This is a genomic window from Providencia hangzhouensis, assembly GCF_029193595.2.
Classification (GTDB): Bacteria; Pseudomonadota; Gammaproteobacteria; order Enterobacterales; family Enterobacteriaceae; genus Providencia; species Providencia hangzhouensis.
The window spans coordinates 823,654-836,627 of sequence record NZ_CP135052.1 but is presented as its reverse complement, the minus strand read 5'-3'; the positions used below and the strand labels follow the sequence as shown (position 1 = coordinate 836,627).

Here is a 12,974-nt window from a genome sequence, read left to right as displayed (position 1 = left end):
AGCCAAAAAGACGAAAGCCCCGAATTTAGATGTTAATCTTAATCCGAGGCAGTCTCAAACACACAACAATTTGATTCTGTCTCCTTTTAGAAAAGGAGTCAAGAGGAATGGCCAAAATTGCCCTTCTGGGGCTAGTTACCGTGTGTCTGACGGTATTGTGTTTTTCGTTATTGATGCAAGAAAGACTGTGCTCTTTCAGTATCAGCAGCGGAAACACGCTGGTTCAAGCTACGTTATCCTGCGATAACTAGTCTTGTGGGGGAAATTTCCCCCACATTTCTCTCTGATTGTGAGTTGATGATACAAGCACCCTGTTTTTATTCTCTACTTATTTTTATTCAGCTCACTTTATCATTTCTATTTCGGTTGCATCAGTAATTATATTAATATCAATGATATCAAAAACATTATAACCAACTGAATTTAAATACTTTACTTTCAATAATGAACGATAAAAACATTTGTTTAGAGTGATTTTTTGCTATGATTACCGCGGGTGCTTGGATCATTTTGGTTCAAGCATTTGTGAGAGCCAAAAAGACGAAAGCCCCGAATTTAGATGTTAATCTTAATCCGAGGCAGTCTCCAACTCTCAACAATTGGATTCTGTCTCCTTTTAGAAAAGGAGTCAAGAGGAATGGCCAAAATTGCCCTTCTGGGGCTAGTTACCGTGTGTCTGACGGTATTGTGTTTTTCGTTATTGATGCAAGAAAGACTGTGCTCTTTCAGTATCAGCAGCGGAAACACGCTGGTTCAAGCTACGTTATCCTGCGATAACTAGTCTTGTGGGGGAAATTTCCCCCACATTTCTCTCTGATTGTGAGTTGATGATACAAGCACCCCGTTTTTATTCTCTACTTATTTTTATTCAGCTCACTTTGTCATTTCTATTTCAGTTGCATCAGTAATCATATTAATATCAATGATATCGAAACCATTATAACCAACTGAATTTAAATATTTTATTTTCAATAATGAACGATAAAAACATTTGTTTAGAGTGATTTTTTGCTATGATTGCCGCGGGTGCTTGGATCATTTGGTTCAAGCATATGTGAGAGCCAAAAAGACGAAAGCCCCGAATTTAGATGTTAATCTTAATCCGAGGCAGTCTCCAACTCACACAATTGGATTCTGTCTCCTTTTAGAAAAGGAGTCAAGAGGAATGGCCAAAATTGCCCTTCTGGGGCTAGTTACCGTGTGTCTGACGGTATTGTGTTTTTCGTTATTGATGCAAGAAAGACTGTGCTCTTTCAGTATCAGCAGCGGAAACACGCTGGTTCAAGCTACGTTATCCTGCGATAACTAGTCTTGTGGGGGAAATTTCCCCCACATTTCTCTCTGATCGTGAGTTGGTGATACAAGCACCCTGTTTTAAGTTATGGGCGATAAACCTTTATATTTTCATAACCTTGTTCTTTTAGGTATAGCGCTTGCAAGCGGCTCATTACCCCACGGTCACAATATAATAAATAGGTTTTATCTTTTGGTAAGTCACCAAATTGCGTACTCAACTTATAGAATGGAATGTGCTTAATTTCCATTCCATCTACATTCAGTGGTTTGTCTTCGAATTCATCAATTGAACGAATATCTAAAATCACTTCATTTTCAATTGAAAGCTCACTCACCATTTCAATTTCAGGAACTTTTTCAAGACTTTCTTGTGCAATTTGTCGAATATCTATATTTTGAGCTTGCTCAACAACAGACTCTAAAATACCAAAATCAAAATTGGCCTCTTCCGCTTCAATCCGCGCTTTCACCGCTTTAACTGTTGGGCTTTTTGAGATTACACCACAATATTCAGGCATGGTTTTTGCGAAATCTTCAGTACCAATTTGGCGAGCTAACTTAATAATATGTTCTTTATCATGGGAAATTAGCGGCCTTAATACGAGAGTATCAGAAGCATTATCAATTAAACGCAAGTTTGTTAAAGTCTGGCTTGATACCTGCCCTAACGCTTCACCTGTGACAATCGCCTGCACGCCATAACGCTCAGCAACTTTAGATGCCGCTCTTACCATCATACGTTTGAGCACAACGCCCATTTGGCCATCATCCACTTTTTCTAAAATTTCAGCCACAACTGGCTCAAAATTTACAGCAATAAAACGGACTTTATGGGAGCTACCAAAACGGTTCCACAAATAATGTGCGATTTGCTTCACACCAATTTCATGTGCAGCTCCGCCTAAATTAAAGAAGCAATAGTGAACACGACAGCCACGGCGCATCAACATATAGCTCGAGACACCTGAATCAAAACCACCGGAAATGAGTGACAACACATCCTCTTGGGTCCCTATAGGGAAACCACCAATGCCTTCAATACGTGCTTTAACTAAGATAAGTTTATCATCTTCGATTTCTAAGTGAATCGTGGTGTCAGGGTCTTTAAGCTTAACTTTTGCAGATGCAATGTGCTGGTTTAACCCACCACCGATATAGCGTTCAGCATCGATGGATGAAAACTCATGTTTACCACGACGTTTCACCCGCACACAGAATGTTTTATTTTCTAATGACTCGCCATAGGCTTCGTGTGTCATTTCGTAAATATGATGCAGACTAGTAAACGGTTTTTCTTCCACTTCGAGAATATGGTGAATACCTGGGATACGCCCTAGCATGTCACAAATTTCATCGTGTTTTGTTTCCCCCTTCACACGCACTTCAATGTTATCCCAATTACGGACAACCGAAATCTCTTCGCCAAGTGGTTTAAGCACGTTACGGATATTACTGGTCAAAATTTTAATGAAACGTAGCCTAACAGTTTGGCTTTTAATGGTAATTTCTGGGAATAACTTAATGATAAACTTCATAATAGCTGCATGTTCATGGTGGTTGGGGGCAAACGAATGTGCCTTAACAGAGACACATGACACGTTACCAATTGTCAATAAAGAGGCGTATTATAACACTATCTTGCGGGTTGAATCTAAAAACCCCAATAATAAATTGTAACCGTAGCAAGACTGCGTTAGTCTGCTGAATATTTAAAATCCCTCGAATTAACTGATTTCACATTAGTGGCTAAAGACTATGGCTAAAGAAAAAACTCAGCAAGTTCCGACTGTTAGTTTTGAAAACTCACTTCAAGAGCTAGAACAGATCGTCGCTCGCCTAGAATCCGGTGAACTTCCCTTAGAAGATGCCCTTAATGAGTTTGAACGTGGTGTTCAAATTGCTAAACAAGGTCAAAAAGTATTACAGCAAGCAGAGCAACGTGTACAAATTTTGCTAAGCGATGACGAAAATAAACCTCTAGCCGATTTTTCACCTGATACAGAATAAATTATGTCTGAACAACATTTAGATAGCTTTACGCAGCAACAAAAGCAAGCTTACGACAGAGTCAATCAATACCTATTAGATGCCTTAAATGCGCTGCCGTTTGCAAACCTCCCTCTAGCGCAAGCTATGCGCTATGGCACATTATTAGGTGGAAAACGCTTACGTCCATTTTTAACTTATGCCATCGGCTCAATGTTTGGTGTTAGCCAAGAAAACCTTGATGCCCCTGCTGCTGCAGTCGAATGTATTCATGCTTATTCATTAATCCATGATGATTTACCTGCAATGGATGATGATGATTTACGTCGTGGCCAACCGACTTGCCATATTAAATACGGTGAAGGCAATGCGGTGCTTGCTGGAGATGCATTGCAAACATTGGCTTTCCAATTGCTGTCATCTGCACCAATGCCAGATGTAACAGACAAAGACCGCATAGCGATGATTGCAGAGTTATCATACGCAAGTGGCTTAGCAGGTATGTGTGGCGGACAAGCACTTGATTTAGATGCAGAAGGGAAGCAAGTTGACCTTGAATCTCTCGAGCGCATTCATCAACATAAAACAGGGGCATTGATTCGTGCTGCAATCCGTCTTGGTGCTTTTGCGGCAGGTGAAAAAGGTCAACAATTGTTACCTGTTTTAGATAAATATGCACAATCCATCGGTCTTGCCTTTCAAGTACAGGACGATATCCTAGATGTTATCGGTGATAGTGAAGTCACGGGTAAACGCCAAGGAACTGATGCCGAACATGAAAAAAGTACCTATCCATCGCTATTAGGGCTTGAAGCGGCGCAGAAAAAAGCACGTGAGCTATATCATGATGCAATAGATGCTTTAGAGACACTCCAGTCCCATGGATATAATATAGAAATGTTAAGCGCTTTAGCTAATTTCATTATTGAACGTAAAAACTGACAATATGCTTTGCCTTTTGGCTACAAGAAGATCGATAATTACGGCAATTTATTACCCTAATGTATCTTCGAATCATTCCTATAACACAACAAAATAGATGGATGACTTCTTAATCACTCGAGAGTTATAGGCAGACGATAAACGAAGGCAACCCAACAGCACATAGAGGCTTTATGCAGCTAAATACTGAAAATAGTCATTTTGTTATGGCTAAGTAAGTTGGGTTTTTTATTAATTATAAGTGAGCAACTAATGAGTATTGATATCGCTAAATATCCAACGCTAGCCTTGGCAGAGACACCAGATGAGCTTCGTCTGTTGCCTAAAGAGAGTTTGCCCAAGCTTTGTGATGAACTCAGACAATTTTTACTGAGTAGCGTAGGTCGCTCTAGCGGTCACTTTGCTTCTGGTCTTGGCGCTGTTGAGCTCACCGTCGCACTACATTATGTCTATAAAACGCCGTTTGATAACCTTGTGTGGGATGTCGGCCACCAAGCCTACCCACATAAAATATTAACGGGGCGCCGTGACCGTATTGATACCATTCGTCAAAAAAATGGTTTACATCCCTTTCCATGGCGTGAAGAAAGTGAATATGACATTTTAAGCGTTGGCCATTCCTCAACATCCATTAGTGCCGGTTTAGGCATGGCCATTGCCGCAGAAAAAGAAAAACAAAACCGTAAAACGGTTTGTGTGATTGGTGATGGCGCCATTACCGCAGGAATGGCATTTGAGGCGATGAACCATGCTGGGGATGCTGCACCTGACATGTTGGTTATCTTAAATGATAACGAAATGTCTATTTCAGAAAATGTTGGCGCACTAAACAACCACTTAGCTCACTTGCTTTCTGGAAAGCTCTACACAACATTGCGTGAAGGTGGAAAAAAAGTTTTTTCTAACATGCCACCTATTAAAGAGCTGCTGAAAAAGACAGAAGAACACATTAAAGGCATGGTCGTACCGGGGACCATGTTTGAAGAATTAGGTTTTAACTATATTGGCCCTGTTGATGGCCATGATGTTGTTGCCTTAGTTCAAACGTTAAAAAATATGCGTGATTTAAAAGGCCCGCAATTTTTACATATCATGACCAAGAAAGGCCGGGGTTATGAGCCAGCAGAAAAAGACCCTATTAGCTGGCATGCTGTTCCTAAATTTGACCCAAGTACCTTCACTTTACCTAAAAGCAAAGAGACGGGGCCAACATTCTCTAAAATCTTTGGGGATTGGCTGTGTGAAGAGGCCAAAGACGATAGCAAGCTGATGGCTATCACCCCTGCGATGCGTGAAGGGTCTGGTATGGTTCGGTTTTCTAAAGAATTCCCAGAGCAATACTTCGATGTCGCGATCGCGGAGCAACATGCTGTCACCTTTGCGGCAGGCCTCGCCATTGGTGGCTATAAGCCTATTGTTGCTATCTATTCCACTTTCTTGCAACGCGGTTATGATCAAGTCATTCATGATGTGGCTATCCAAAAGGTACCTGTCATGTTTGCAATTGACCGGGCAGGCATTGTTGGGGCTGATGGACAAACTCACCAAGGTTCTTTTGATATTTCATTCCTGCGCTGTATACCAACCATGGTTATTATGGCTCCAAGTGATGAAAATGAGTGCCGCCAAATGCTGCATACTGGCTACCATTACCAAGATGGCCCATGTGCGGTTCGTTACCCTCGAGGTACAGGAACAGGCGCTGAATTACAGCCGTTATCACCACTGCCTATTGGTAAAGGTATTATTCGTCGCCAAGGTGAAAAAGTCGCTATCTTATGTTTTGGCACATTATTAAGCCACGCATTAGTTGCTGCTGAACAACTCAATGCAACTGTTGTAGATATGCGTTTTGTGAAGCCTTTAGACGAAGCTCTGGTCCTCGAAATGGCCAATACCCATGATGTACTTGTCACTCTCGAAGAAAATGCCATCATGGGTGGTGCTGGTAGCGGTGTGAATGAGTTCCTAATGCATGAGAAAAAAATCATTCCAACCTTAAACCTTGGTTTACCTGACTATTTTATTTCTCAGGGTACCCAAGAGGAACTTATTGCTGAACTGGGCTTAGATTCCACAGGTATTGTTAATTCTATTAATAACTACTTAGCCAAATAGTTTTTATCTTCAGGGCATTGCATTAACAATACAATGCCCTATTCAATCACAAAGCCAATCACTCTTATTCCTTTTCTTAATACGCTAAAAAAGTGTTTAGTTCCCTATTATTACTGACTCACTAATGTTCATTTAAAAAAATCACCTATGTCACATTTTTATTATATTTCAAGATCATTAAAATAAAATATAAAACCAAATATAATCAGTTTATCTACAACGATATTCAGCTATTTACCTGAAATAAGAATACAAACAAAGCTTTTATCTTGAATGTAAATTTTCACAATAAAGGCATGCAAATTATTTTAAAATCTATTAATATGAACTTTGTCACTGTATGACAGCGTAATTTAGTCTCTGAATTATATTCGTCACATATCATTATGAAATATTATTTTTTATATGTAAGAAATGATAATTTATTTTTATAACGAATATATTATTTTAACAATTTTAACCAGAAATTAATAAATAATTATTTTGTTTTCTTAATTAACAAACCAGGAAACAAATAAACGCTATTCCAACTACAATTTTCATATGGTTTATTTTTATTTAGTCGATTTTAATAAATAGATTTGGGAGCGCTTATGTGTGGACAATATATTAATGAACCCTTGTATTTATCTATTGCAAACTGGGTAATGAAACAAGGCCGCTGGACTACAGCTAGAGAGATATCTAACAACTTTGATATCCCGCATCCTAATGCAGTCAATATTGTTTCTTATATTTTATCTGATGTTGCTGAAATTCAGTGTGAAGTAAAAATGATCCCAAATAAATTATCGGGACGAGGCTGCCAATGCCAGCGGCTTATTAAAGTTAAGAAAATTGATAACCAGCTTTATGCACGTTTAAGAAATCATCAAGCTGAAAAAGTCACTATCGATTCTCCTATAAAAGCAGCCTCTATGCCACCAAGTGAATTAAATCGAGAGCAAAAATGGCAATGGATGCTATCAAAAGCACAACGTCGTTAAACCTATTTCTTAGCTTCACATCAATAAAAAACGCAGACTTCACTATCTGCGTTTTTTATTTTACGGCCTTTTTGTGAATCATTGCCCCTTAGGTTTTACATCCGTTGTACCAAATAATTGGGGTCGATTAGCTTCAAGCTCTATTAGTGGCTGGGTTTCCTGTAAGTGTTGCTGATACCGGCACGCTAAGTCTTGATATTCCTTAGTATTTAACTGCTTCCAATGCAGTTCTTCATCAGTCACTAAGCGTAAAAAACGGGCTGGACTTCCGACTAACATCTGACGGTATTCTCCTTGAAACCCAGCTTTAACAAAACTCATCGCAGCAACAATGCTTTGCTCGCCAATGACAGCACCGTCCATGATCACACTATTCATACCGACTAAAGCATCACGACCAATAATACATCCGTGCAAAATAGCACCGTGACCTATGTGTCCGCACTCATGGACAATCGTTTCAACATCACTATAGCCATGCATAATGCAACAGTCCTGAATACTCGCACCTTTTTCTATGATCAAACGACCATAGTCCCCTCGCAAAGAGGCGTTAGGCCCGACAAACACTCCTTCACCGATAATCACATCACCAATCACTACCGCTGATGGATGTACATATGCGGTGGGATGAACAACTGGGATCACCCCTTCAAAAGCGTAAAAACTCAAGATTCACCTCACTGCTAGCGTACTAGCGCCCTTTCCAACTCGGTGAACGTTTTTCGGAAAACGCCAGCGGGCCTTCTGTTGCATCTTCTGAGTGTAAAACCGCAGGGTAGTTTTTCAGCACGCCGCTACGCATAAGTTTATACCCCTCTTCAACTGTAAGTTCACCTGTAGCGCGGAAAATTTCTTTCAGTGCAGCGACAGCAAGTGGCGCACTTTGGGTGATTTGTTCTGCAAGTTCACGGGCTTTATCCATCAGGCTCTCAATAGGAACCACATCGTTAGCAATTCCCCAACGTAATGCTTCCTGCGCATCCATTCGTCTGCCGGTCATCACCATTTCATTCACGATTGGCGCAGGTAAAATTTTAGGTAAACGTAAAACACCACCGCTATCCGGAACAATCCCGAGTTGGGCTTCAGGTAATGCGAAACTGGCATTTTCAGAACAAATAATCATATCTGCCGCTAAAGCCAGTTCAAAACCACCGCCAAACGCATATCCATTCACCGCAGCAATAACAGGTTTGTTTAAATTAAAAATTTCAGTCAAACCGGCAAAGCCTCCTGGACCAAAATCAGCATCAGGTGCTTCACCTTCCGCCGCAGATTTTAAATCCCAACCCGCAGAGAAAAATCGCTCTCCTGCCCCGGTAATAATGGCGACACGCAGCGAAGGGTCATCGCGAAAATTAAGGAAAACTTCTCCCATTTTGAAACTAGTTTTTGCATCTATTGCATTTGCTTTAGGTCTATCGAGTATGATTTCTAAAATAGCGCCATTTCGAGTGATTTTTAATGATTCGCTCATAATATAATCCTTTCTTCGTCGTGCAGTGACGCTTCAGGTTGCGCATGTGCAGCCCGAAAATGTATGCAAAATTAATCAAGTTTGTCGATTATTGCAGATATTTTTTCAATACTTTTCCAGAACAGTTACGCGGTAAATCTTTACGTACCTCAACACACGTTGGCACCTTAAATTTCGCCATTTGTTTTTCACAAAAAGCAAAAAATTCTTCCTGAATTAAGGTTTCACCCTCTTCAAGCACAATAAAGGCTTTAATCGCTTCATCTCGGATATCATCCGCAACACCGATCACCGCCACATCCACAATGGCAGGGTGTGAGGCGATAATATTTTCGATTTCACTGCAAGAGACATTTTCTCCACCGCGTTTGATCATATTGCTGCTTCTATCGACAAAATAGAAAAAGCCGTCTTTGTCTTGGTAAGCAAAGTCACCCGTATGCATCCATCCCGCTTCGTCAAAGGTTTTTGCTGTCGCTTCAGGGCTGTTGTAATACTCTTTAAAGAGGGTTTTACCACGTTCACCTTTTACACAAAGCTCACCAATAACCCCTGTTCCGACAGGTTGGTTATTTCTATCCCGAATTTGAGCTTGATAACAAAAACCAGGGCGGCCAATGGATGGCCAACGACGCATATCGCCAGGCCTATCACCAATCAAACCAACTATCGTCTCCGTCATTCCATACGAAGTTAAAAACCGCTTCACCCCAAAACGGGCCATAAACTGGTCGCGTTCTTCTTCACTTAAATTGAGGTAAAACATGGCTTCTCGTAAACAATGATCTTTTTCGTTATCCGCCAGCGGCTGGCTTAATAATGTGCGGATCATCATTGGGATAAGTTCGACGACAGTCGCTTTGTATTTCACCACTTGTTGCCAAAAACGGCGTGCGCTGTATTTCTCTAATAAAACAAACGTAGCACCGGCAGAAAATGCAGCCATAGAAGCCGTACATTGGCAATCAATATGAAAAGCAGGCATGACCGTTAAATAAATATCATCGGAGCGCAAGCTGTTTTGCCAAGAAGAGTAATAACCCGCAAAGCGGAGGTTATAGTGAGTAATAATCACCCCTTTAGGTTTCGAGGTGGTACCAGAAGTAAATAAAATTTCGGCCGTATCCTCGACATGCAATTCAACCACCTGAGTCAACTGCGTATGTTGTTGTGACTGCTCAAGCCAAAAGTCAGAAATATGCTCTACGGGTTCAATTTGCGTTTCTGTAATCAAAAAAATATGTTCTAAGCTGGTCGCTTCATCAGCGAATACTTGTTGATAAATATCTAAGAAAGAGGAGCAAGTTACCACCATTTTGGGTTGGCAGTTCTGCATGATCCAGGCACTTTCACTGTATTTATAACGCGCATTAATTGGGACCATAATCGCCCCAATTTTAGCCAAGCCAAACCAGCAAAAGAAAAATTCAGGGCAATTATCTAAATGTAAAGCCACTTTATCGCCTTTTTGAATGCCATAAGCTAAAAAGAGATTGGCGGTGCGATTAATTTGCTGGTTCATTTCTAAATAGCTGAACTTGCTAACCTTTCCATCGCAGGATTCAAAGATAAGCGCCTGACTGTTACCGTGGGTGACTGCTAAGTCATCCCACATTTGACGCAAATTTTGTTTACCGATTACATCCATTAATTGTTACCCATCATTTCCCTGATGAATACTCAGCTCAATAGTCATCATTGCCCTGAGTACCCATTCAATTAATCAACTATTTTGGCTAGCCCTTTATTGACTAACCCCCGAATATCAGTTTCGCTGTATCCAATATTTTTTAAGATATCTGTCGTGTCCATACCGTGTGATGGCATGCCTCGCCAGATTTGTCCGGGGTTATTTTTGAATTTAGGCATGACATTAGGACCACGGCAGGTTTTTCCTTCCATTGTTTGCCAACTGGTAATAGATTCGCGTGCAATGTATTGAGGATTGGTTTCTAGCTCAGGAATCGTAAGGACTTTGGCGCTAGCAATATTCAATTCCGCGAGTCTTGCTAGCACTTCATCAATCGAACGTGAACCTAGCCATTCATCGAGTTTTTCTTCCACTAAAGGCCCATAAGGGCATTCCACACGGTGAATTAGCTGTGTGCCTTCCGGTATTTCTGGTGTACCTAACAGATGCGCTAACCCAATATCTTTGAAAATTTCCTGAATTTGCGTGATGCCGACAATTTCCATCACGATATAACCATCTTTACAGCTATAGAGACCACAACCTGCGTAATAGGGGTCTTTTCCTTTTGTCATACGTGGACAGATTTCGCCGCCATTAAAGTAGTCCATCATGAAGTATTGCCCCATACGCAACATCACTTCATACATGGCAACGTCAATGCTTTCACCTTTTCCGGTTTCACGTGCTTTATACAGTGCCGCCAGTGCCGCCGTTGTGGCAGTCATGCCAGAAAAATAATCTGCGGTATACGGGAAAGCAGGCATTGGCTGGTCTTTATCACCGTTTTGAATCAGATAGCCACTGAAAGCTTGAGCAATAGTGTTATAAGCTGCGAGGTTGGTATATTGCGGGTCACCGTACTGCCCGAAACCGGATAAGTGTGCAATGACCAGTTTAGGGTTATGTTCCCAAAGTACTTCATCCGTGATACCACGGCGAGCAAATGCGGGGCCTTTACTCGCTTCAATGAATATATCCGTGGTTTCCATCAGTTTTAAAAATGCGTCACGCCCTTCATCCTTGAAAATATTCAATGATAATGCACGTAAATTACGTCGTGACAGCTGAGGGTAGTTGGGTTGAACGCGAATAGTGTCTGCCCAAGCGACATTTTCTATCCAGATCACTTCAGCGCCCCATTCTGCAAACATTTGCCCTGCAAATGGGCCAGCAATTTCAATTCCTGAAAATACCACTCTAACCCCAGCTAGAGGGCCAAATTCTGGCATAGGTAGATGCTCTGCCATGTTGTTATCTCCTGTGAAGCAGGGTTGGCCTTCTCGTGAAAGCCATCCCATTACGTTCAGTTATTAGCGGTATTGTTTTAGTACGCTACGGCCTAATGTCAGTATTTGCATTTCATCTGAACCGCCTGATACGCGATCCACACGCAGATCACGCCAGAAACGGGCGATCCGGTGCTCACCTGCAATTCCTACACCACCGAGTACTTGCATCGCAGAGTCCACGACTTCAAATGCCGCATTTGCACAGAAGTATTTACACATTGCTGCATCTCCAGAGGTGATCAATCCATTGTCACTCTTCCATGCAGTTTCATATAACATGTTGCGCATTGAATTGAGCTTGATCGCCATATGTGCAAATTTTTCTTGAATTAACTGAAAACGGCCAATGGCTTCACCAAATTGAACACGCTGGTTAGCATAACGAGCCGCATCTTCGAACGCACACATCGCAGTACCATAGTTAGTTAAGGCCACTAAGAAACGTTCATGGTCGAACTCTTCTTTTACACGGTTAAAACCATTACCTTCGCGGCCAAACATGTCCTTTTCATCAAGTTCGACATTATCAAAAGTGATTTCACAACAGCTATCCATGCGTAAACCCAGTTTTTCAAGTTTGTTCACCTTGATTCCTGGTTTGCTCATATCTAAGAACCATTCGGTGAAAACAGGTTTATCTGGTGAATCCGCATCACGGCTCATCACCACAATGTATGGGGTGTAAGCACTACTGGTGATAAAACATTTGCTACCGTTCAAATACACTTTGCCATTACGGCGTTGGTAAGTGGTTTGTAGGCTACCTACGTCAGAGCCCGCCCCTGGTTCAGTGATCGCCGAGTTCCACATTTGTTTACCCGTACCGCGGAACGCCATGATTTTATCAATCTGCTCTTGAGTTCCTTCTCTTAGCACTGTATTAAAACCGCCCGGTAGTTGGTACAGCACATAGGTTGGTGCACCCAGGCGACCCAGCTCCATCCATACCGCAGCAACGGTGATAAACCCTGCATCTAAGCCGCCATGTTCTTCTGGGATCAGCAGGTTATCGATTTCCATATCCGCTAAGGCTTTTACAAAGCGTTCAGGATACTTACTGTCGCGGTCACATTCAGCGAAATAGCTTTCCCAGTTTTCACTGGCCATCAGTTCACGGATCCCTGCGACAAACAGCTCCTGCTCATCATTCAATCTAAAATCCATATCAATAACCTCTTAAATGT

The 12,974-nt window shown here is 41.5% G+C and carries 13 protein-coding genes; 7 read left to right on the top strand and 6 right to left on the bottom strand.

What is annotated here, in order from left to right; all coding sequences use genetic code 11:
- Positions 1 to 107: 107 nt before the first annotated feature.
- The 3 genes from PZ638_RS03570 (at position 108) to PZ638_RS03560 (ending at position 1,309) form a co-directional block, all read left to right on the top strand.
- Positions 108 to 251, top strand: a complete 144-nt coding sequence (locus PZ638_RS03570; RefSeq protein WP_004905468.1) for a Hok/Gef family protein — start codon at positions 108 to 110, stop codon at positions 249 to 251.
- A 308-nt stretch (positions 252 to 559) separates the two neighbouring features.
- Positions 560 to 781: a Hok/Gef family protein gene (locus PZ638_RS21255; RefSeq protein ID WP_413242982.1), complete on the top strand. Its 222-nt coding sequence runs from the start codon at positions 560 to 562 to the stop codon at positions 779 to 781.
- 384 nt (positions 782 to 1,165) lie between these two features.
- On the top strand, positions 1,166 to 1,309 hold the full coding sequence (locus PZ638_RS03560; protein WP_004905468.1) for a Hok/Gef family protein: 144 nt from the start codon (positions 1,166 to 1,168) through the stop codon (positions 1,307 to 1,309).
- A gap of 70 nt (positions 1,310 to 1,379) precedes the next feature.
- Here PZ638_RS03560 and thiI read toward each other — a convergent pair whose 3' ends face one another.
- On the bottom strand, positions 1,380 to 2,831 hold the full coding sequence (gene thiI, locus PZ638_RS03555; protein WP_180312369.1) for a tRNA uracil 4-sulfurtransferase ThiI: 1,452 nt from the start codon (positions 2,829 to 2,831) through the stop codon (positions 1,380 to 1,382).
- 220 nt (positions 2,832 to 3,051) lie between these two features.
- Between thiI and xseB the strand changes: the two genes are divergently transcribed.
- From xseB to caiF, 4 genes are all read left to right on the top strand, one after another.
- The gene (gene xseB / locus PZ638_RS03550; protein WP_004914571.1) at positions 3,052 to 3,303 is read left to right on the top strand and encodes an exodeoxyribonuclease VII small subunit; all 252 of its coding nucleotides are present in this window, start codon (positions 3,052 to 3,054) and stop codon (positions 3,301 to 3,303) included.
- Positions 3,304 to 3,306: 3 nt separating this feature from the next.
- Positions 3,307 to 4,224: a (2E,6E)-farnesyl diphosphate synthase gene (ispA, locus tag PZ638_RS03545; protein ID WP_164454996.1), complete on the top strand. Its 918-nt coding sequence runs from the start codon at positions 3,307 to 3,309 to the stop codon at positions 4,222 to 4,224.
- A 252-nt stretch (positions 4,225 to 4,476) separates the two neighbouring features.
- A complete protein-coding gene (gene dxs / locus PZ638_RS03540; protein ID WP_094961962.1) occupies positions 4,477 to 6,342 on the top strand; it encodes a 1-deoxy-D-xylulose-5-phosphate synthase in 1,866 nt (621 codons plus the stop codon).
- 593 nt (positions 6,343 to 6,935) lie between these two features.
- A complete protein-coding gene (caiF, locus tag PZ638_RS03535; protein ID WP_094961959.1) occupies positions 6,936 to 7,328 on the top strand; it encodes a carnitine metabolism transcriptional regulator CaiF in 393 nt (130 codons plus the stop codon).
- Between the two features lie 78 nt (positions 7,329 to 7,406).
- Here the strand turns inward: caiF and caiE are convergent, their stop codons facing one another.
- The 5 genes from caiE to caiA all read right to left on the bottom strand — a co-directional run bounded on the left by caiE (position 7,407) and on the right by caiA (position 12,954).
- Entirely contained in the window at positions 7,407 to 8,000 is a 594-nt protein-coding gene (caiE, locus tag PZ638_RS03530) for a carnitine operon protein CaiE (protein ID WP_275612222.1), read from the bottom strand.
- Between the two features lie 22 nt (positions 8,001 to 8,022).
- The gene (gene caiD, locus PZ638_RS03525; RefSeq protein ID WP_094961958.1) at positions 8,023 to 8,808 is read right to left on the bottom strand and encodes a crotonobetainyl-CoA hydratase; all 786 of its coding nucleotides are present in this window, start codon (positions 8,806 to 8,808) and stop codon (positions 8,023 to 8,025) included.
- 88 nt (positions 8,809 to 8,896) lie between these two features.
- Positions 8,897 to 10,456, bottom strand: coding sequence for a crotonobetaine/carnitine-CoA ligase (gene caiC, locus PZ638_RS03520; protein ID WP_272674232.1), 1,560 nt, complete (start codon positions 10,454 to 10,456; stop codon positions 8,897 to 8,899).
- Positions 10,457 to 10,527: 71 nt separating this feature from the next.
- A complete protein-coding gene (caiB, locus tag PZ638_RS03515; RefSeq protein ID WP_036958556.1) occupies positions 10,528 to 11,748 on the bottom strand; it encodes an L-carnitine CoA-transferase in 1,221 nt (406 codons plus the stop codon).
- A gap of 63 nt (positions 11,749 to 11,811) precedes the next feature.
- Positions 11,812 to 12,954 carry a crotonobetainyl-CoA dehydrogenase gene (gene caiA, locus PZ638_RS03510; RefSeq protein ID WP_004905499.1) on the bottom strand — a complete coding sequence of 381 codons (1,143 nt, stop codon included), beginning with the start codon at positions 12,952 to 12,954 and terminating at the stop codon, positions 11,812 to 11,814.
- Positions 12,955 to 12,974: the final 20 nt, after the last annotated feature.